21 protein-coding genes are annotated in these 20359 nt (G+C 64.8%); 6 read left to right on the forward strand and 15 right to left on the reverse strand.

Annotated elements, in window-relative coordinates; all coding sequences use genetic code 11:
* Positions 1-41: 41 nt before the first annotated feature.
* From CH274_RS04835 to CH274_RS04855, 5 genes are all read right to left on the reverse strand, one after another.
* Positions 42-1058 carry a zinc-binding dehydrogenase gene (locus CH274_RS04835; protein WP_094656928.1) on the reverse strand — a complete coding sequence of 339 codons (1017 nt, stop codon included), beginning with the start codon at positions 1056-1058 and terminating at the stop codon, positions 42-44.
* Entirely contained in the window at positions 1034-2626 is a 1593-nt protein-coding gene (phnE, locus tag CH274_RS04840) for a phosphonate ABC transporter, permease protein PhnE (protein WP_094656927.1), read from the reverse strand. Before phnE ends, CH274_RS04835 begins: the two co-directional genes overlap by 25 nt.
* On the reverse strand, positions 2623-3429 hold the full coding sequence (phnC, locus tag CH274_RS04845) for a phosphonate ABC transporter ATP-binding protein (protein WP_176459126.1): 807 nt from the start codon (positions 3427-3429) through the stop codon (positions 2623-2625). The genes phnE and phnC overlap by 4 nt, the downstream gene beginning before the upstream one ends.
* Positions 3429-4397: a phosphate/phosphite/phosphonate ABC transporter substrate-binding protein gene (locus tag CH274_RS04850; protein WP_094656926.1), complete on the reverse strand. Its 969-nt coding sequence runs from the start codon at positions 4395-4397 to the stop codon at positions 3429-3431. The genes phnC and CH274_RS04850 overlap by 1 nt, the downstream gene beginning before the upstream one ends.
* Before the next feature lie 62 nt (positions 4398-4459).
* Complete coding sequence (locus CH274_RS04855) at positions 4460-5158, reverse strand: phosphonatase-like hydrolase (RefSeq protein ID WP_094656925.1); 699 nt, start codon at positions 5156-5158, stop codon at positions 4460-4462.
* 108 nt (positions 5159-5266) lie between these two features.
* Between CH274_RS04855 and CH274_RS04860 the strand changes: the two genes are divergently transcribed.
* The 3 genes from CH274_RS04860 to CH274_RS04870 are packed head-to-tail and all read left to right on the forward strand — an operon-like array spanning position 5267 to position 7797.
* The gene (locus CH274_RS04860) at positions 5267-5980 is read left to right on the forward strand and encodes a GntR family transcriptional regulator (RefSeq protein ID WP_032396017.1); all 714 of its coding nucleotides are present in this window, start codon (positions 5267-5269) and stop codon (positions 5978-5980) included.
* A 27-nt stretch (positions 5981-6007) separates the two neighbouring features.
* A complete protein-coding gene (locus CH274_RS04865) occupies positions 6008-7168 on the forward strand; it encodes a TIGR03364 family FAD-dependent oxidoreductase (protein ID WP_094656924.1) in 1161 nt (386 codons plus the stop codon).
* 26 nt (positions 7169-7194) lie between these two features.
* Positions 7195-7797, forward strand: coding sequence for a TetR/AcrR family transcriptional regulator (locus CH274_RS04870; RefSeq protein WP_094656923.1), 603 nt, complete (start codon positions 7195-7197; stop codon positions 7795-7797).
* 28 nt (positions 7798-7825) lie between these two features.
* On the opposite strand, the gene CH274_RS04875 is transcribed toward CH274_RS04870, so the two are convergent.
* From CH274_RS04875 to CH274_RS04890, 4 genes are all read right to left on the reverse strand, one after another.
* Complete coding sequence (locus CH274_RS04875; RefSeq protein ID WP_094656922.1) at positions 7826-9049, reverse strand: Dyp-type peroxidase; 1224 nt, start codon at positions 9047-9049, stop codon at positions 7826-7828.
* Positions 9042-9608, reverse strand: coding sequence for a copper chaperone PCu(A)C (locus CH274_RS04880; RefSeq protein WP_094656921.1), 567 nt, complete (start codon positions 9606-9608; stop codon positions 9042-9044). Before CH274_RS04880 ends, CH274_RS04875 begins: the two co-directional genes overlap by 8 nt.
* Entirely contained in the window at positions 9605-11080 is a 1476-nt protein-coding gene (locus tag CH274_RS04885; RefSeq protein ID WP_094656920.1) for a PepSY-associated TM helix domain-containing protein, read from the reverse strand. The genes CH274_RS04880 and CH274_RS04885 overlap by 4 nt, the downstream gene beginning before the upstream one ends.
* Before the next feature lie 181 nt (positions 11081-11261).
* Positions 11262-11792 carry a hypothetical protein gene (locus tag CH274_RS04890; protein WP_094656919.1) on the reverse strand — a complete coding sequence of 177 codons (531 nt, stop codon included), beginning with the start codon at positions 11790-11792 and terminating at the stop codon, positions 11262-11264.
* A gap of 162 nt (positions 11793-11954) precedes the next feature.
* Here CH274_RS04890 and CH274_RS04895 point away from each other — a divergent pair, with 162 nt between their 5' ends.
* Entirely contained in the window at positions 11955-12191 is a 237-nt protein-coding gene (locus CH274_RS04895; RefSeq protein ID WP_094656918.1) for a hypothetical protein, read from the forward strand.
* A gap of 22 nt (positions 12192-12213) precedes the next feature.
* Here the strand turns inward: CH274_RS04895 and CH274_RS04900 are convergent, their stop codons facing one another.
* On the reverse strand, positions 12214-12789 hold the full coding sequence (locus CH274_RS04900) for a TetR/AcrR family transcriptional regulator (RefSeq protein ID WP_094656917.1): 576 nt from the start codon (positions 12787-12789) through the stop codon (positions 12214-12216).
* A gap of 79 nt (positions 12790-12868) precedes the next feature.
* Between CH274_RS04900 and CH274_RS04905 the strand changes: the two genes are divergently transcribed.
* A complete protein-coding gene (locus CH274_RS04905) occupies positions 12869-13483 on the forward strand; it encodes an NAD(P)H-dependent oxidoreductase (protein WP_094656916.1) in 615 nt (204 codons plus the stop codon).
* A gap of 27 nt (positions 13484-13510) precedes the next feature.
* Here the strand turns inward: CH274_RS04905 and CH274_RS04910 are convergent, their stop codons facing one another.
* From CH274_RS04910 to CH274_RS04925, 4 genes are all read right to left on the reverse strand, one after another.
* On the reverse strand, positions 13511-14377 hold the full coding sequence (locus CH274_RS04910; RefSeq protein WP_179275644.1) for an alpha/beta hydrolase: 867 nt from the start codon (positions 14375-14377) through the stop codon (positions 13511-13513).
* 118 nt (positions 14378-14495) lie between these two features.
* Complete coding sequence (locus CH274_RS04915; RefSeq protein ID WP_143546529.1) at positions 14496-15092, reverse strand: TetR/AcrR family transcriptional regulator; 597 nt, start codon at positions 15090-15092, stop codon at positions 14496-14498.
* A gap of 62 nt (positions 15093-15154) precedes the next feature.
* A complete protein-coding gene (locus CH274_RS04920) occupies positions 15155-15610 on the reverse strand; it encodes a nuclear transport factor 2 family protein (protein WP_143546528.1) in 456 nt (151 codons plus the stop codon).
* Positions 15611-16164: 554 nt separating this feature from the next.
* Positions 16165-17118, reverse strand: coding sequence for an acyl-CoA thioesterase (locus CH274_RS04925; protein ID WP_094656949.1), 954 nt, complete (start codon positions 17116-17118; stop codon positions 16165-16167).
* A 124-nt stretch (positions 17119-17242) separates the two neighbouring features.
* Here CH274_RS04925 and CH274_RS04930 point away from each other — a divergent pair, with 124 nt between their 5' ends.
* On the forward strand, positions 17243-19405 hold the full coding sequence (locus CH274_RS04930) for an acetate--CoA ligase family protein (protein ID WP_094656912.1): 2163 nt from the start codon (positions 17243-17245) through the stop codon (positions 19403-19405).
* Between the two features lie 73 nt (positions 19406-19478).
* On the opposite strand, the gene CH274_RS04935 is transcribed toward CH274_RS04930, so the two are convergent.
* Positions 19479-20357 carry an amidohydrolase family protein gene (locus tag CH274_RS04935; RefSeq protein ID WP_094656948.1) on the reverse strand — a complete coding sequence of 293 codons (879 nt, stop codon included), beginning with the start codon at positions 20355-20357 and terminating at the stop codon, positions 19479-19481.
* Positions 20358-20359 lie beyond the last annotated feature (2 nt).

Raw genomic sequence — 20359 nt, forward strand, 5'->3', positions numbered from 1 at the left:
GCCGACGTGGGCACGACAGAGCTGGTGGACAGACCCAGAACCTACGGCGCGACCGAGGATCGGAGAATTCCCGACGGCGTCGGCCGCAACACCGACGCGAGTTCGGCCAACGGCACCGGTGCCTCGACGAGGGATTCCCACGGATACTTCGCGCCGGTGTCGCGTAGGAAGGCAACGGCCTGATGGAGGTGCCGCGGCTCGTAGTTGTGGATGCCGGTGATGGTCAGCCAGTTCCGGACCACTGCTTCCGGGTCGACGGTGATCGGCGGACCCGGCGCGACGGATCCGGCAAGCACGAGCCGCCCACCGACGTCGAGTCGCCCCAACGCCGACTGCACGGCCTCCGACGATCCGGAGAAGTCGATCGCCACATCTGTTCGTGCACCGTCGTCCTCACCGGCCCCGAATGCACGAGATTGTCTCTGTCGCTCTGGGTCTCGATCGACGACCGTCACCGATGCCTCTCGCTCGCATGCCGCTGCGGCGGCGGTGACCCCCAGCATTCCGGCCCCGACGATCAGTACCCGTCGGCCGTCCAAAGCACCCGCTGCGTCGAGAGCCGCCATCACCGTGGCCGTCGCACACGCTGCCGGTGCGGCGACGGCGTCGGGCATGGTGTCGGGCACCCGGGCCACTGCGGTACCGCGAGGAAGCACGATGTGTCGGGCGTAGGAGCCGCTGAGAACCCATGGACTCTCGGCAGATTCGTGACCCACCTTGCGCACGGACGAGCACTTGGCCGTGAACCCGCGGACGCATCGACTGCATCGGCCGCAGGGCACGGTCACCGACCACACGATCCGATCCCCGACCGCCGCTGGGGATGTGGCATCACCGGCGGCGACGACGCGACCGACGGCCTCGTGCCCGAGTACCGACGGGCACGCTCCGTGCCGTCGACCGGACACCGTGTGCAGATCGCTCCCGCACACCGTGGCGAGATCGACGCGCACCAGCAGATCACCCGACTCGAGGGCGGGAATCTCGATGTCCCACGTCTCGATCCCGCTCCCCGTCCAGACGGCGGCCGGCGTCAGACCAGCAGTGATCTGATCCATCCGGAGATCCTTTCCACGATGTACACGACGACGAAGATGACGAGAACGATCGCACCGGCGACGTCGAAGTTCAGGGTACGAATCGACTCGAAGAGCAGGAAGCCGATGCCGCCCGCACCGACGATCCCGAGAATGGTCGAGGTACGAATGTTCACGTCGAGCAGATACAAGCTCGAACCGACCATCGATGGAATGGCCTGAGGAACAACGGCACTCGATGTCCTGTTCCACCAACCGCCACCCACCGACGCCACCGCTTCGAGGGGACCGGGATCGATCTCCTCGATCGCGTCCGCAACGAGTTTGCCGAGAAATCCGACGGATCCGATGGCCAGTGCGCAGGTTCCCGCCACCGGACCCAATCCGAGCGCTGCAACGAACACGACGGCGAGGATGAGTTCGGGCACAGCCCGAACCAACAGAATCCAGGATCGCGCAACCCAGCACACCGCGGGATGCGGAGTTGCGTTGCGCGCAGCCAGAACTCCGACGGGAATCGACAGCACGATGCCGATTGCGGTGGCCACGACTCCGATGGCGACGGTCTGTACAGCGGCGTCGAACAGGTCCGATCCCAAAGCGGAGAAATCCGGTGGGACCATTCGACCGAACACCTCGATCGACGGCCCGATCCAGGTCAGCAGCGAGCGCGGATCCAATTCGAGAACCACGAACGACGCCACGATCGCGAACAAGAGCACAGCCAACGCCCCGAGGCGCATCAGTCGATCGCGCTGCGGGCCGGCCGCGGACGGGACCAGCAGCATGCGGCGCAGAGTCATCGCTGCCAATTCCATTGCGGCGATGATCACCAGGATCACCAACACGATTCCGAGAGCACGCGGGTAGATCAGTCCGCGGAGAGCGTCCTGCAGGGCAAAACCGATGCCGCCTGCCCCGACGAAGCCGAGCACGACCGACATGCGCAGGTTGATGTCGATTCGATAGACGAAGGCGCCGATCCACGCCGGAACAACCTGCGGGACCACAGCATTGATCATCTCCCGGTAGTAGCCGGCTCCAGCGGCACGGAGCGCCTCTCGCGGTCCGACATCGGTCTCTTCGATGGCGTCGGCGAACAGTTTGCCGAGCATGCCGATGGAATGTAGTGCCAGAGCCAGGATGCCGGGCAGCACACCGATTCCCAACGCCCGGACGAACAGCACCGCGAACAGCAGATCCGGCATCGCCCGGCAGAAGGTGATGACGGCGCGCGCGATGCCGTACAGGGCCGGGTGGGGCGAGGTGTTCCGTGCCGCGAGGAACGCCAGCGGTACCGAGACGACCGCTGCGAGCACGGTGCCCAGCACTGCCATGAGCAAGGTGTCGAGCGCGAGGGAGACGATCCTTCCGGTGTCGTCGACACGCGGCGGCAGCATCCGCTCGAGCAGGTTGCCCACATCCTCGAGACCGTCGATCAAGGTCGTCGGCGCGAAGTCGATGTAGCCCGCCGAGAGCACGGTGAGAACGAGCGCGACGACACCCAGTGCCGGGAACAGCCATCGACGCCGCTGCGGATCCTTCTGCCCTGCAGTGTTCGTGGGCCTCGGTTCGACGGTGACGGTCATGTCGGTGCCACCGTGGTCATGCTCCCGGGGTCGGGCGCGATCCGTTGATAGATCGGCATGATGTCATCACGCTGGAGACCGGCGGCGGGGCGATCGAGCACCACCCGACCGTCTCGGAGACCCACGAGGCGATGGGCCCAGCCGAGGGCGAGATCGACCTGATGCAACGTGCACACCACGGTCAGTTTCTCCTCGCTGCACACTCGCTGCAACAGATCCATCACCACGCCCGCGTTCTCGGGGTCGAGCGAGGCGACGGGTTCGTCCGCGAGGACGATCCGCGGACGCTGCATCAGGGTGCGTGCGATCGCCACCCGTTGCTGCTGTCCACCCGACAGCGTGTCGGCACGCCGTTCGGCGAAGTCCGCCAACCCGACTCGGTCGAGGCACGCGCGGGCTTCCTCTCGCATCGCTTTCGGGTAGGTGAGTGCGCCGTAGCGCGGAATCGACAGTCGGCCGATGCCTCCCACGAGTACGTTCTCGAGGCAACTCAACCGACCGACGAGATTGAAGTGCTGGAAGACGAAGCCGACATCTCGGCGTAGCTCGCGCACACGGCGGCGGTTCGCCAGATCGACCCGGATGTCGAGTGCAGTGACGCTCCCCGACGTCACGGGCTGCAAGCCGTTGATGCACCGCAACAGCGTCGACTTCCCGGAGCCGGAAAGCCCGAGCAGAACCAACATCTCACTCTGATGCACATCGAGATTCACGTTCTCGAGCGCTGTGGTGGATCCGAATGTCTTGGTGACGTTGCGAACACTGACCACCACGTCGCCCCGGTCCATCGGTGCGGACATCATCAGCCCTGGCACTTCTCGGAGCCGGTGACCTCGCATACGTGGCGCACGCCGTCGTAATCGCTGTCCTGGGCGGGAACGACGCCCCAGGCGTCCTCGTCGGTGATGCGGCATTCCTCGGCACAGATGCCGTCGGCCACGAAGGCATCCGAGTTCATGCCCTCGCTGAAGACGTCCTGGAGCTTGGCAATGGCGTCGGCACCGAGATCGTTGTTGGCTGCGAAGAGCGATCCGGCGATCATCTCGGACTTCCACACGGTCTTGAGCTCACCGGGTGCAAGTTCACCGTTGTCGATCATCGTGCGGTCGACCATGGTGTCGAACGCGAATCCGGCGTCGCAGTCTCCGGCCTTGACGGCCAGCGCCGATGCATCGTGTCCGCCGGCGTAGATCGGGGTCATCGCGGCGGAGATGTCGGCCTCGGAACCGGAGGAAATGACGTTGTCCTCGATGAGTCCCGCTGTCGGGTAGAGGAATCCGGAGGTGGAGCTCGGGTCGACGAAGCAGACCTTCTTGCCTGCGTAGTCGGCGAGACCGTTCACCGAGGCATTGTCCGAACGAGCGATTCCGTACGACTGGTAGCCGGGAGGAGTTCCCTCGTCCTGGACGACGGCACCCAGCGGTGTCATCTCCGCACCGTTGATGCCTGCGACGACGTACGCGAAGGGGCCGAAGAACGCGATGTCGACGTTGCCTGCGATCAGGCCCTCGACCACGCCGGCGTAGTCCGAGGCCTGGATGAACTCGACGCTCGCTCCGGTCTCGTTCTCCAGCCGCTCGATGACGGGGTCGTAGCTGGCTTTCAGGTCAGTGGAGTTCTCGGCGGGAATGGCTGCGAGCGTGATGGTTTCGGGGAATCCCTGCTCGGTGGTCGCCCCCTCGGATGAGCTCGAACAACCGGCTGCGACGAGAGCCGCGGCAGAGAGCACGGCCGCGGCGGTTCCGGCACGACGGCGAGAGATGGTGGTCATGGCGTGATGTCCGTTCGGGGTGTGGTGGATGTTCAGGGCAGAGCTGTTCAGGGCAGAGCTGTTCAGGGCAGAACGATGGGGGGAAGGTCGGCGACGCTGTCGAGCACGTGGGTGGCACCCGCTTCGAGCAGCTGGGTCTCGGAATGAGCTCCGGTGAGGACGCCGACCAGCAGCGATGCGCCGGCTCGGCGACCGGACAGGATGTCGCTCGACGTGTCACCGACGACGGCGACCGCGGAAATGTCGGTCACCTCGGCGAGCAGGGCGGCCGAGAGCACGAGATCGGGGTGCGGACGGCCACGACCGGCACTCCCGGGTGCGAGGAATGCGTCCGGCAGATCCCGCCAGCCGAGCGCGTCGATGATGCGATTCTGGGTGGGTGCCGAGAATCCGGTCGTCAGGACGACGGTGATTCCGGATTCGCGAAGCTTCGTGATCGCCTGGGCCGCACCGGGTACGGGTGAGACCCCGTCGTCGATGCGGGCGTCGTAGGCCGACTCGAAAGCGCGGTTGGCGGCCTGAGCGCGGTCCTCTGTTCCGAACAGTGCGCGGAACACCTCGATCTTGGACCGACCCATCGTGTCGAGCACATAGCGGCGGGCGTCGTCACGTTCCGGACCGGCGTCGGCAAGTCCGACGGCGGTGGCTGCGGCATCGAACGATTCGAGTACCAGACCGTCGTCGGTGACAGTGGTTCCGGCCATGTCGAGGACGACGAGCTCGACGGGGGTGCTGATGTTCGGGCTGGTGGAGTTCGGCATGGGGAAGAGACTGCCGTTTGGTATAGACCATTACGTGGAACGTGAGTGAACGGACCGTGAACGTCGCACGACAATTAGGTCTAGACCAATTGATGCTATGGTTGGTCCATGGCCGTGGACACCGAACCTCGCGTACTCAAGCATCAGATCGTCCGCAGAAGCCTCGACGCGATGCTCGACGGCATGTCTGCGGGCGACGCGTTTCCGTCCGAGCGCGATCTCGCCGATCGATACGACGTGTCCCGCGAGACACTGCGTCAAGCCATCCGAGAACTGTTGGTAGCCGGTCGAATCGAACGTCGCGGCCGGGCGACGGTGGTGGCCGAACCCAAAGTGGTGCTGCCGTTGGCGATCGGCTCCTACACCGAGGCCGCGCGCGAGAAGGGCATGAGCGCCACTCGAATTCTGGTCGGCTGGGAAGTGTTCCGAGCAGACGACGTGCTGGCGGAACTCCTCGCGATCGAGATCGGTTCGGAGGTGGTGCAACTCGAACGCGTCTTCACCACCGGCGACGTGCGAGTCGGACTGGAAACGACCCGCATTCCCGCCTATCGAATCCCGGGGCTACAGGACAGTTTCGATCACCGAACGTCTCTCTATGCCGAATTGGCAGCCCGGGGAGTCACGTTCGGGCGCGTTGTCGACACCATCGAAACCGTCCTCCCCGATGCCAGGGAAGCCGCACTGCTCACCGTCGACACTCGGACACCGATGTTTCTGCTCGGCCGTGTCTCCTACGACACGGACGGTGTTCCCATCGAACACCGACGGTCGCTCTATCGCGGAGACCGGATGACCTTCACCGCCGTCATGGACGCCTGACATGACCTCAGCAGAAAGACTTTCCGTATGACATCGACGTACGACGTCGTGGTCGTCGGGGCCGGGATCGTCGGCCTCGCACACGCGTATCACGCCCATCGGCGCGGACTCACCGTGGCTGTGATCGATCATGCCGATCGTGTCGCAGGTGCCTCCGTCCAGAACTTCGGACACGCCTGCATCACAGCGCAATCCGGGACCGCACTCGAGTACGCGCGAGCAGGCCGCAGTCACTGGCTCGACCTCGCCCGAAGAGCCGACTTCTGGGCAGCGGAATCGGGAACGCACTGCGTCGCCCGGCACGAGGACGAGCTCGCGGTGCTCGAGCAGTTCGCCGAACTACGGGGCGAGGATCAGGTACAGCTGCTGGACCGCAGCGAGGTACTGAACCGACTCCCCCTTGCCGACACCGATGTGGTCGGCGGCATGTACCTGCCTCTGGACGTCCAGGTGGACCCGCGCTCCGCCGCTCCGGCCGTCGCACGCTGGCTCGCCGATTCCGGGGTGGACTTCCACTGGCGCACCGCTGCAACGTCGTTCGCGCCGGGAATCGTTCGCACCTCCCGCGGCGACCTGCATGCCGGTGCCACGTTCGTCACCGTCAACCACGACATCGATCGCCTGTTTCCCGAGAGCGCCGAACGCGGCGGACTGGTGCGGTGCCGACTGCACATGATGCGAGCCACCATGCCGCTGCGTGCACCGCTTCCCTCGCCGCTGTTCACCGGCTGGTCGCTGCTGAGGTACTCGGGTTTCGAGAACCTGCCCGCCGTTGCAGACGTCGCTGCCCGCCTGCAGGCCGAGTATCCCGACTACGTCGAACTCGACCTGCACCAGATGTACACCCCACAACCGGACGGGTCGATCCTGTTGGGCGACACCCACGTTCGCGAGATCACCACCTCGCCGTTCCAGAGCGAAGACGGTTTCGAGGTGTTGCTCGGCGAAGCGAGAACGCTGTTCGGAGTCGACCGCATCGACGTCGTCGAGCGATGGCAGGGAACGTACTGCTCCGCACCGGGTTCGGAATTCCTGCTGGAAGAGCCCGTCGACCGTGTGCACATCGTCACCGTCACGACCGGGATCGGCATGACCACCAGCATGGGTCTGGCGTTGTCCAACGTGGACAGCGCTCTGACCCCGGTCGCGCGGCGAGAGACCCGCCCTCGGCTCACCGCGCACAACTGAGCACATCTTCGTGTCAAGATGTAGCCATGCCGCCCGTCGTTCGTCCCTACCGAGGCGTCGCCGCCGACGAACGTCGACGTGAGCGACGCGAGAAGCTGCTCGACGCGTGCCTCGACGCCGTAGCGGAGTCCGGTGTCTCCACCGTCACGGTCGACGACATCTGTGCCCGCGCCGGCCTGTCCAAGCGCTACTTCTACGAGAGCTTCGGTGACCGCGACGCCATCCTCGTCTCTGCACTCGACGACGTGATCGATACCGTGGGAACCGCACTGAACGAGCTCGAACAGGAACATGGATCGACGGAAGAACGCGTCGCACACACCGCCGCGGCCTTGGTGCGCGCTCTCACCGCCGATCCACGGTCCTCCCTGCTGTACACCGAGGCGTCGGCCAATCCCGCACTCGAGGACCGGCGCCGACACATGGTCGACAGGTTCACCCCACTGCTGATGAAAGCAGTGCTCGACGCCGATCCTGCGGACCCCCGCGCCGAGGCAGCCACCGTGCTGATGATCGCCGGGACGACCGAACTTCTCGACCGATGGCTGCGCGGCACTCTGACATTCACCGAAGCCGAGTTCGTCGACACGTTGACCGCACTCGGCGTCGCCCTGGCAACCTCGTTCTGAGTCGCGGGATCCGCACCTGTCGGCGCAGTCACCCGAGCAGGCTCTGACCCAGATAGCCGTCGTCGACCACTCCCGGCAGTATCGCGAACACCGCGGACCCGATCGGCGTCGTCCACTCGTTCAGTGCATCGAACTCGTCGAGGCGCTGCTGAATCGGTAGGAACTGGGTCAGCACATCGCGCTGATAGCTCGCGAACAGAAGTCCGGAGTTCGACACCGAACCGGGAGCAGGTGGATCGTCGTAGTTGTACGCCCGCCGGAAGATTCGCTCGCCGTCGTGAAGGTGCCGTGCCCTCGCGATGTGCGAGGACGGCGGGATGACCGGAATGCCGAATCGATCGGTCACGTCGAAATCGGCCTCGTCGAACTCTGCGGTTCCGGTCAACGGGGCACCGGTGTCGAGAGTTCTTCCCACCGACAACTCCCGGCCGGGTCGGTCCAGTTCGTCCCAGGTGTCCATCTCGATTCGTATGCGACGCAACACCATCGACGTTCCGTGCTGCATCCAGGGCTGGTCGCTGCCGTCGTCCCAGACCAGGCCGTCGAAGTCGGTACTTCCGGCCTTCGGATTGACGGTACCGTCGACCTGCCCCATCAGATTGCGCATCGTGGTGCCCGATTCCTCGGTACCCCGCGAGCGCCGGAACCCGCGCTGCGTCCAGGCGATCGTCACCAACGAGCGAACGTTCTTGGTGAGTACCCGAAGGGCGTGTGCAACGGTGACAGGATCGTCCGAGCACACCTGCAGCAGCAGATCTCCACCGGTGAATTCCGGTTCCAGACGGTCGATTCCGAAGGCAGGAAGCGGTGCCAGCCACGACGGCCGCCGATCCGGCAGACCGATCGCATCGAACACGCCGGGGCCGAGTCCGACGGTCACCGTCAGGCGTGCGGGCCGAAGCGCCAGTTCGGCTTCGGTATCGGCCAGCGCGGGTGCACCGGCAGTGAGCCGTCCGATGTCCTCGGTCCAGACCTTCAGAATCCCGATCAGCTCGTCGCGCCCGACTCGATCGTGCAAGGTCAGCCCGACGAACGTCGAGTGTGCCTGTGGCGGAACCGTATCGATGCCCGCTTGATGCAGGCCACGCCACGGCACCGTGTCACCTCCGGTGGCCGTCTCCTCGGCCCGGTTGCCGATGATTCCGTAACCGGTCGCGGCTCCCACCCCCGCGACTCCGAGCGCGGCGACGCCTCCACCGAGGAGACGTCGCCGGCTCAGCGAGCGTGGTGACCGGTTGTCGTTGTCAGCCACCGGGTGTCGGGGCAGGGGTTGCCGACCCGTCCATGTCCATGTCCATGTCCATGTCCATGCTGCCCGGCTCGTAGTTCTCCTGGGCACCGGAGAAGTCACGAACCTGCGCGGTGAACGTCGTACTCGACGCATCCTCGAACTCGAGGGTGAACTCCGCGTCGGCTCCTGGAGTGAGCGGAGAGGTCACATCCATGAGCATCAAATGGTCGCCGCCCGCGGCGAGCACATGCGTTCCGCCCGCCGGAATGACGAAGCCGCCCTCCTTCGGACGCATCACCATCGCTCCGTCGGCCCCGGTTGCCATCTCGTGCAGTTCCATTGTGCTCGACGCCGGCGACGACGCACCGACCACGTGCACATCGGAGTCGCCGGTGTTCTGCAATTCGGCGAACGCCGCGGTCATACCGGAGTCGGCGGCTTTGACCCACTGCTCGCGGACGACAACGGAATCGGACTCCTTCGCCGCGGCGGCCGACTCGTTGCTGGAACATCCGGTGAGGATCAGACCGGTGACCGACACGGCGGCCAACAAGGTCGAGGTACGTCGGGAGAGTGTCATGCGAGTTCGCTTTCGTGTCGAGAGGCAGCAGCATTGGCGGTTCTGGTCCGTGCTCGACGGATCGAGCCGAGGACCACGTCGACGGCGAGGAACGCCACCAGGCTCAGCCCGAGGAGTGGGACGAACCAGCCGACAGCAACCGCGACGACCGTCAGTGCGACGACGGAGATCGGTGAGATTCGGCGAATGCCGCCGCGCAGCGGGGGACGCCCCGCGGTGACGCCGGTTGCCTTGGTGGGACGGCGTTTCCACCACATCATGTAACCGCGGACGATGACCGATGCCAGAGCGACCGCAAGTGCAAGCAGCGCAAGCTGATTGGCTACACCGAACAGAGTCCCCATGTGCAGTTGGATACCCCAGGCCGAGAGCTTGGCAGCAAGGGGCCAGTCGGAGAAGTACAGGGTGTCGATCACCGTGCCGGTACTGCCGTCGATCGAGATGGAGTTGTTCGACATCACCCAGGGCTGACGGGTCTCGGCGACGACGAACGCTGCGTCGTCCGACGCCGGGATCGACGCCTCCACCGCCCCGTCGATACCGTTGGCCTTCGCGATGCCGAGGACCGAATCGATGCGACCGACGTTGTCGTCGGTCATCGACGCGTCGGCCGACATGTCCATCGAATGACCGCCGTGACCGGAGTGGTCACCCGTCGTCGTCGCCTCGGAGGAGCCGATGGTCTTGGTGATGGCGGGGGTGGTCCAGCTCAGCGCCGTGCGGAGGTCGGTGACGTTCTCGCCCGCGTAGGTGGACCACGTGAGTCCGGTGGCGGACAGGAAGATCAGACCCACAGCGATCCAGATTCCCGCCACTCCGTGCCAGTTCAAAGACCGATTGCGCCCCTTCGACTTGCGATCGAAAGTGAGCAGTCGTGCCTTGTCGCGGTTGCGTCGATAGCGCTCGAACCACAGGTAGAGGCCGCCGAGCGCGATCACCCACAGCCACGAGGCGGCGAGTTCGCTGTAGAGGCGACCGGGTTCACCCAGGTGCAGATGGCGATGCAGCTCGGAGATCCAGGTACGCACAGGCAATGAGCCGGACGAGCCGTACACCGTCAGCTCGCCCACGGACGTCGCGGTCGCGGGATCGACGAAGACGGCCAGCCGCTTCGATTCACCGAGGGTGGGGTCGGTGAACATCACTCGGGTGGTGTCGCCTGCTTCGGCTGCGGGGCGAACGGCGGCGACGGTGAGATCGGGTCGTTCGGCCTGCGCTGCGCGTATCTGATCCGCTACCGGCACGGCCGGGCCGGTGGCGTCGACGTGCAGGTAGTCCCGATACATGAGTTGTTCGATGGTCGGTGCGACGGCGTACAGCCCGCCGCTGATGGTGGCGATGAGAATGAACGGTGCAACGAGAATGCCCGCATAGAAGTGCAGCCGCAGGATCAGCGGACGCCAGCTGCGAGGGCTTGTCGGACGGGTGGGCGGGGAAGGATCGGCGACGCGTTCCATTTCGGGTGTGGACACGAGGTCTCGTTTCGTGAAGAGATGAGTGGGCGCGCGGATGTGCGCGAGGTGGCATCGCCTACGGGACCGGGCCGCGCGGAGGCAGCGTGAATCACCGAGAGTGCGATGTGCGGTGTCGAATGCGGCAGCAACCCACTACCCGACGCCTGACGAGCAGGGCGGGTGTGACGGTGGGTTGTGCTCAGGCAGTTCGAGCCGGTGGTCCGCGGTTTCCGCAGCCAGAAAGGTCGAGAAGTCGCGGTGATCCCGGAATCCGGTACACCGGCAGTGGCGGGGCGATGCGCTTGTCGTCGACGACGAGGGCAGCCAGTAGTGGGAGAGCCCTGCCCAGCGAGGTCACCGCGCGTCGGATGCCGAGTTCTGCACCCCTGATGGCCAGGGCACCGACCAGGACGGCGACCACGTGGGCCGCGAACATCTGCTCGGTGATCATGGGACCGTGATGGTGACTGTCGACGACGGTGAGCAGTAGATGGCCGATCGACTGGGCCGCAGCGAGAACGACCAGCAGTCGAGTGCGCGGTGCAGCCCCCGTCGGTGCCACCGCGGTTGCGTATCCGACGGCCGAGCACACCAGCGCCAGCAGCACGATCGACGCATCGGACGGGGCCATCCCGCCGCCGACGGTGTGCGCCCAGGCGGTGACCAGCGCCGAGAGTCCGCCCACGGAGGCACCGCGCAGAGGCGCGAATCCTTCCGTCGGCTCGGACATGGACGGGAGCTTACTACCGACTACACCGAGTAGTAGTCCGGGCCCGGCAGCGACGCTCCCGTTACACCAAAGCCGGTCCAGCGGTCTTTTTACAGTTGGTTATCCTGATCATCGGTACTCGAACGATCAACGGTCGAGCCGCGAGATCGAGAGTGGTCGCACATGGCAGAGAATTCGGACGCGGCTCAGGCGAGGGTGTTCGCCGACATGCTGACCGCCGAGATCGCGGCCGCGTCGAGTCGCATCGAGGACTCCGAGCAACTCGCCCGCAAAGCCCTGCGCGTCGGCGATTCCCGCAGCCACGTCTGGCACAGCGACGAGGCGCAGACTCAGAAGCAGTCGCTCTACGAGCTGCACCGCCAGCTCGATGCGTTGCGCAACCGATTCCCCGCCGTGTAGCGGCCCTCCGCTCGGGTCGGGGTCAGTCCTTGCCGACCGCAGCGACGATCAGTCGAGCAAGTTCCCCCGTCGCGTCCTCCGGTGCGAGAGTGCCGGATACCGCCGCCTGAGAGAGAGCCTCCGCTGCACCGAAGATCGCAGTGAACGACGGTGCCGAGATACCCCCGGATCCGCTGTACGGGTCGAGAATCGACCGGCATCGTTCGGAGTACGCCCGTTCGGCCGTTCTCTTGACCTGTTCGAGTTCGGGCGAGCCCTCCAGTGCCGCCAGCACACCCGTCAGCTCACGACCCTGCGCCAACGCGCAGCCGACGTACGAGTCGGCGATGGCCTGTGCGCGTCCGTTCAACGAGTCGGGCGCGGAGCGCAGAGATTCCTCGAGCATGACCGTTTGTCGGTCGTCGAATTCTGTGAACAGTGCGGCCAACAGTTCTGCACGCGAGGCGAAGTGGCTGTACACCACGGGTTTTGCGACGCCGGCATGTTCGGCGAGTCGGCCCAGCGTCAGAGCGTCGGCCCCCTCCGCTCGCACGAGCGCCCACGAGACCTCGACCAACTGGTCGTATCGGTCGGATCGAGACAATCGCGTCCGCGCCATCGGAGACCCCCTTGCGCTATGTACTAATAGTAACCTACTGTTGGTACATAGCCGTTTCGCCTCGCAGAAGGAATCGACCATGCCCGCACTCGTCGTAGTCTCCCATTCCGACCCCGACTCACTGACCCACCACGTCGCTCGATCCGTGACCGACGCAATCCGCACTGCAGGTGACACCGTCGAGACGGCCGATCTCGCCGCGGAGAATTTCGACCCACGGTTCGCCGGTGGGGACCTGAATCTGTTTCGGGGCAACGGCATCGCGCCTGCGAACGTGATTGCCGAACAGGAACGGATAGACCGCGCCGATCACCTGGTTCTGGTCTTCCCGATGTACTGGTGGTCCATGCCTGCCCTGCTGAAAGGGTGGATCGATCGCGTCTTCGTCAGCGGGTGGGCCTACGATCTCACTGCCGACTACGGCATCGTCAAGAAGCTGGATCGACTCACCGTCCACCTGGTCTCTCTTGCCGGCGACGACGCCGACAGCTTCGATCGCCACGGCGTGTACGACGCGTTCCGGACGCAGATCGAACGCGGTATCGTCGAATATTGCGGTGCCACAGTCGGATCGACGACTTTCCTGCACGAAACCGATACCAAGACTCCCGACGCTCTCTCTGCGGAGGTCGCCGATCTCGCTTCTGCCATTGCCGCCCGAGTGGCCGGCCGACAGCAGGCCCTCGTGCACTGAAAGACCCATCACGTCAGGCGGCGCAAGTCATTCTCCGAGCTTGTCGACCAACCACTCCACCGTCGACTTACAAACTGCGTCAGCGTGATCGGTGAACAGCTCGAAGTGCGATTCGGGGTAGGACACGTACTCGACCGTGTCGACGTCAGCGAACGCTGTGCGCACTCGCGAGGGCGGAGTGATGGTGTCGGATTCGGCGAGTATCGCGAGAACCGGAACGGTGAGTCGGGCTGCCGCCTTGCGCGTCGACCACCGCAACATGGCCGGTAGCGAAGCGACGGTCACCTCGTTGCGGTAGTTCTCCGCTCCGCGCGCCATCTCCTGTGACCATTCGTAGGCTCCGTCCGAGTTCATCGTCGCCACCTCACCCGGCCGTCCCGCCGCCGGAATGGTCAATCCCGGCCTACGGAACAGACGTCGTAGCGCATCCCGAACGATGACCGGTGCGAGCTCGAGATTGCCGGTGGGAGTGAGGCGGATGAACGGGATGATCGCGGCAACCGCCTTCACTCGCGGATCGTCCGCGGCCACAGCAATGGCATGCCCTCCCGACATGCTGGTACCCCACACGGCAATTCGGTCGGAATCGATCCGTGGGTCGCGCGCCAGTACGTCGAGCGCGGCATGGAAGGACCGCAACTGCTGAGGTAGGTCGATGTGCTGGCGTACGTCGCCTCCGCTTGCGCCGAACCCCGGGTAGTCGAATGCGAGCGATGCCACCCCACCTGCGGCCAGGTCTGCGCTGTAGTTCGGTATCAGCATTTCCTTCACTCCGGCGAACCCAGGAGCCGTGAACACCGCCGGGCACCGCATGGCGTTCTCTCCTTCGGGCAAAGTCAACACTGCGGCTACTTCGATACCGTCCACCGTGAAAGTCGTCTGTTCCTCGATCATCGTCCACCCCTCGGCCGTTCGCCCCCGTCCGAATCGACGGAAAACTACGATCGTAGTTTCTGCATACCGTACGGGAACGACATCCAACGCGGTTCGAAATCCGAGCGCGACGTTGTCGTCAGAGACCGAGCAACCTGCGAACTCCCTGCGCGACATCAGCACGCGTCGGTGCCCGGACCCCAGCGGTGACGTGTGCTAACAGCACACCGTCCGCCCAGGCCACAAGCTGAATCGCCGGATCGATGGAGGCCTCCTCGGAACCGACACCGGCTGCGGCACAGAGCAATTCCGCCAATGCGGTGAAGCGACTGCGCGCGGCGGTCAACAACGGTGCCAATTCGTCGGATCGTGAGGACTCGAGAATCAGCGTGTAGCGCGCGACGAGCAGAGTGCGATTGGCCGGCAGCAGCCACGCGTCGACCACATCCGCGAATACTTCGGCAGCGGTGTCCACACTCCACGGCCCTGGCTCACGATCGCCCAGAGCGTCGTACAGGACCACCATTTCCTGCTCCACGAGCGCATCGAGAGCGGCCCGCAGCAGATCGACGCGACGACGAAAGACATTCGAGGTGGAGCCGGGAGGGATACCGAGCGCCTTGTCGAGACGACGGTGAGTCAGTCCGTGCACACCGTCGGTAGCCAGCAGCTCGATCGCCCCACCGGCCAGAAGCCGAGCACGATCGGAGCCGTGGAAACCGCTCACCCGAGTCACGGGCTTCAGTGTATGGAGAACTGTCTCGAAATCGGGCACCGCCACCGTCACGAGGGACGCCCTCAGCTCTGGCCGATTCGCTTCCTTCGAGTGGCTCGAGGTCGTTCGGCGGGATCGATGCGCCCGATGCCGTGCCAATCCCAATAGATTCGATGTCTCGAGATGAGGGGTCCGTCGAGCTCCACGATCTCGACGAGATCGAGTTTGTCGCCGTTCGCCGTCTGACGCGGGTGTTCCCAGACCAGACGGTGCCCGTCGAACGTGTAGATGCCCACGCGGTCCGGCGACGGCGATTCGTTCTCGTCGGATCGCCGACGCGTGGTCTCCTGCAGAAAGCTGTCGAGTGCGATTCGTCCTTCGACTATTCCGGATCGCAGATCGAACAGCACCGGAACCAAGGGGCTTTCGAGAACCGCACCTGCGGCGTACAACTCGGACAGAGCGGGCGCGTCTCGATCCCCGATGCGCTTGTGCCACTCACGGAAGACATAGGAGGCTTGCTCCACGGTTGCGGCCACGTCGAATCCTTCTGTGTTGCAGTATTGTCCGCGACGATTGTTCGCGGGTCGACCGAGGGGAAGCACGCCGTCGGGTGCCGGTGCCGGTCACGTTCGGCAGATGATCATGTTTCGCGAGCTGTCGACGAACGGCGCAGACGCCTGCGACACGAACCGACGAAGAGCCGCCGCTGTGGCGACACACGTGGTTCCCACGACAATGTGCATATCTCGTCCCCGTCGTCGAGCAGTGCAGTTCGACAAGCATTGTGCACCAACAGAAGCCATTCGGCACCTTCCGGTCCGATGGTCCCGAACCGATATCCGAAACCCGCGAAACCACGGTTATCGCGACAATTCCGGTGCCCCCGGGCATGTGCGGCAGCAGATCTGCTGCGCGGCGGCACAGCGTCCACCGAGACCGGCACCCGGAATCAAGCGCAACCACACCGACTGTTCACCCGTAGGTCGACAAAGATTCCGCGGCCGTGAGCCTGTGCAGCGAGCGTCGATCGCTCCTGTACGTCGGGAACGGCATCCAGGATCGATGTGTCAGTAGCGGTCGTGAACCGACATCAGTTCTCCGATTTATGTTCGAGGATCAGGCCTTGTTGCACCACCGAAGCGACCGGACGACCCCTCTCGTCCACGATCGACCCTCGCGCCAAGCCGGATCTGGGGGTGTGAAACGGCGAGTCCTGAAGATAGAGATACCAGTCGCCGGCCCGCACGTCGGCATGGAACCACATCGAGTGATCGATACTCGCCGTGCGCATGGTGTGGGCCCCGGCCAGATCTCCGCGTGCATGTGCGATGGCGGGTAGCAACGATCGATCACTTGCGAACGCCAGGATCGCCCTGTGAACGTTTTGATGGACGCCGTCGACGGCTGCGGTACGAAACCAGAAGCAACGCCGTTCGGAGTCGTCGATGTACCGGATATCGACCGGCCGAGACGCGGTCTCCCAACGCCGTCGCGTCGGAAGCTTGATGCCGTCGGCCGGCAGACCGAGATGACGACGCCGATGCAGCGGCTCGAGCGACTCGGGGTGTGGAACCGCCGGCAGGACATTGGCTTCCGCGTCATTGGGGGCTCCGACTGCCGCTGACGCACAGAACGAGGCCGAGAGCCTGGTGAGGTTGCGAGCGTTCTGAACCACCGTGGTTTCTCGGATGGAGAAAGACCTTCCGTCTCGCACGGCGTCGACGTCGTAGCGCAAGGGGTGTTCATGCGAACCCGAGATGAGGAAGTACGCGTGGAGGGAGTTCACCACGCGTTCGGGATCGTCGACCGTCGCAGCGCTTGCGAGCACTGCCTGCGCAATAAGGTGTCCGCCGAATGTTCGCTGAGTGAACCCCTCGACAGGCCTCCCCACGAAGCTCGAAATTGCGCGATCGAGTCGATCGTCAGGTGCACGACACGGCTCGACGGCAAGCCTGTTCACCAGATCCTCGCGGTTCGTCACGCCCGCGACGGACGTGTTGTCGCCGTCCTCGGTGTCCTCGTGATCACCAATGCTCGATCCCATGTTGATAGACAGTACTCTATAGAGTGTGTAACGTAGATCATGCAGTCCCGGTCGAGTGGTCTGCACCACCATCCGGCGTGCTGTTCGAAGCCACGACCGCCCATTGCTCCCAGGAGTTGAGCCCATGAACGAACATCGCAACGATCCCGACGGCACTCGGTCGTTCGCCCAGAGACTGATCGACCCGAAGTCGATTGCGATCGTGGGGGCATCCAACGATCCGAAGAAGACGACGGCTCGGCCGCAGCAATTTCTGGCGCAGGCCGGCTATACCGGAAACGCCTATTTCATCAACCCCACGAGGGAAACCGTGCAGGGCGAAAAGGCATGGCCCAGCCTGTCTTCCCTGCCCGAGGTTCCCGAGCACGTCTACATCATGACCGGCGCAGAAGCGGCGATCTCTGCTGTCGAAGAGTGCGCTCGACTCGGCGTCACTGCCGCCACAGTTCTCTCGTCGGGATTTGCCGAGGAAGGCCCCGAGGGCGTCGAACGCGAGGACCGTCTGCGAGCGGCCGCAGCCAAGGGCGACGTGCGAGTCATCGGTCCCAGCAGCCTGGGAGTGGTCAATCCGCGCACCGGAGTCATGCTCACGGGTAACGCAGCATTCGGCGAGCCGAACATCCCGTCCGGCGGAATTTTCGTCGCTTCGCAGTCCGGCAGCGTCATCGGATCCCTCGTCAGTCGAGCACGCGGCCGCGGTATCGGATTCGCCGGACTCGTCTCCACCGGTGGTGAAGCAGACTTGTCCCTCGGAGCCCTCTGCGAGTCGATGGTTGCCGATCCCGGCGTCACCTCCTTCGCCCTCTTCATGGAGTCGCTGCGCAATTCGGAAGACCTCGCCTCGTTCGCACAGGCCGCCGCCGCTGCCGGCAAGCCGGTAGCGGTGTACAAGCTCGGTCGCTCGGATGAGGCTGCGGCACTTTCTGTTTCGCACACCGGAGCACTCGCCGGCGAGGACAGTGAGTCCGAGGCATTCTTCCGCGCCTGCGGTTTCGCTCGGGTCTACAACTTCGAGTCTCTCGTCGAAGCACCCGGCCTGCTGCGTCGCGTCCCCGTCTCCCCCACGCCCGTCTCCCCTCGAGTCGGCGTAGTGACGACCACCGGCGGCGGTGCAGCGATAATGGTCGACCAGCTCGCGCTGCGCGGACTCACCATCGCAGGACCGAGCGAGAAACTCGTTGCAACGATGGCAGAGCGCGGAGCCACCATCCCACACAGCCTGATTGCCGATCTGGGCTTGGCAGGCGCGCGCCACGACATTGTCACCAACGCTCTGGACGCGATGCAGGAGAGCGGCGAGTTCGATCTCATCGTGTTCGTCATCGGCTCCTCGGCTCGCCTCAACCCGGAACTCGCGGTGCAGGCCATCTCCGAGCGGGGCAACCATTCGGTGCCCATCGTCGCCTTCGCGCTGCCCGAAGCACCCGACGCCGCAGCACTTCTCAACACCTCCGGCGTCCCTGCCTTCCGCACACCGGAGTCGTGCGCCGACGTCATCGCAGCCACATACGGTCGCGTTCCGGCGTCCATCGGCAACGGAGCTCGGTTCGCCGTCGACGCCACGGCACCGACCGCGGTACTGGACGAGAAGGCATCGGGCGAGCTGCTCGGCTCGCTGGGCGTCGAATTCTGCCCCGCAGTCGCACTGGACGTCGCCTCGCTCGAAGACGATCTGAACCTGCCATTTGCTTACCCGGCCGTCGTGAAAGTGTTGTCGGACAGAGTCCCTCACAAGAGCGATGTCGGCGGGGTCATGCTGAACGTGACCGACGACCAGGGTGTGCGCGACGCTGCTCGATCCATCGTCACCAGCGTCGGCGAGCACCAGCCCGACGTCGTCGTAGACCGTGTTCTCGTACAGCAGATGGCACCTCGCGGCTTGGCCGACGCGTTGGTGGGATATCGCGTCAGCGCCGATGTCGGACCGTTGGTCGTACTGTCCACCGGAGGCGTGCTGGCCGAAATTTTCGCTGACTCCTCGGTTCGCCTCGCACCGGTCGACACGAAGACCGCTCACGAGATGATCGGTGAGGTCAAGGGGCTGTCGGTGGTCACCGGCTACCGGGGACTTCCGGAAGGCGATCTGGATGCTCTCGCAGCCACCATCGTTGCGGTCTCCGAGCTCGCCGTGTCCCACACAGACGTACTGGAGGCCGAGATCAACCCGGTCTCCATCCGTCCCGCTGGTGCAGGCGTCGTCGCACTCGACGCGCTGGTGCGTCGAGCTTCGAGCTCGGACCGAGGCGAGTCGTTGACGGTAGGGTCTGCCGCTGCGGCAGGTCACTGATCGTCACATCGATCGAAAGACGCCGGCCCCGAACCGCTTACGGTTCGGGGCCGGCGTCGTCGTCGGGCAGGGATCAGAAGTCGAACAGCTCCGAAGGGTTGTCGACCAAAAGCTTCTGTTGCCCGGCCGTACTCGGAACAATCGCGGGGATACCGTCCACCAGCACTCCGTCGTCGGGCATGGCTGCGTGCAGATTCGGGTGCGGATAGTCCGTACCCCACACCACACGATCCGGGTTGTGTGCCGCATACCGTGCCGCGAGTTCGTTCGCATCGTCGTACGGTGCACCCTGGGTGCTGACGCGGTAGGTGCTGCTCAGCTTGAGCCACACATTGCCGGTGTCGAGCAACCGCTCGATTGCCCGAATCGCAGCACTGTCGAGCCCCTGAGCCAGGTCGACCCTCCCCAGGTGATCGATGACGACCCGTCCGGGGAGCGAGGAGATGACCTCGTACCTGTCTGCAGCCCCTGTTCCTGAAACGTGAATCTCCAGGTGCCAACCGTACGGGGCGATCTTGTGCGCGTACTGCACTATTTCATCGTCGCTCGGTGGCGGACCCAGGTGCGACATGAACTGCAGACGTACCCCTCTCACGCCTTCTTCGTGCAGCGCTGCGAGCTCCCGATCGGGGGTGTCGAGGCCGATCAGCGCGACGCCCCGATACCGGCCACGACCTGTACGAAGAGCATCGACGAGCACCGCATGATCGCGCCCGTGCGACGCCGACTGGACGATGACCGCACGCTCGAAACCGAGCGCATCGTGCAGCCTTCGGAGACTGCTCAACGGGACGTCCGGTGGTGTGAACGTCCGGTCGGGCGCGAAGGGAAATTGCGCTGCGGGGCCGAACACGTGGCAATGACTGTCGCACGCATTCGGTGGCAACCGGTATACCGGCGCGCTGGGGAACGCGAGCGGACCTTCGATCGTGGGCTCCGATCGTGGAAGCATGT

Origin of the sequence: Rhodococcus sp. 06-418-5 (assembly GCF_002258285.1) — a bacterium.
GTDB lineage: Bacteria > Actinomycetota > Actinomycetes > Mycobacteriales > Mycobacteriaceae > Rhodococcoides.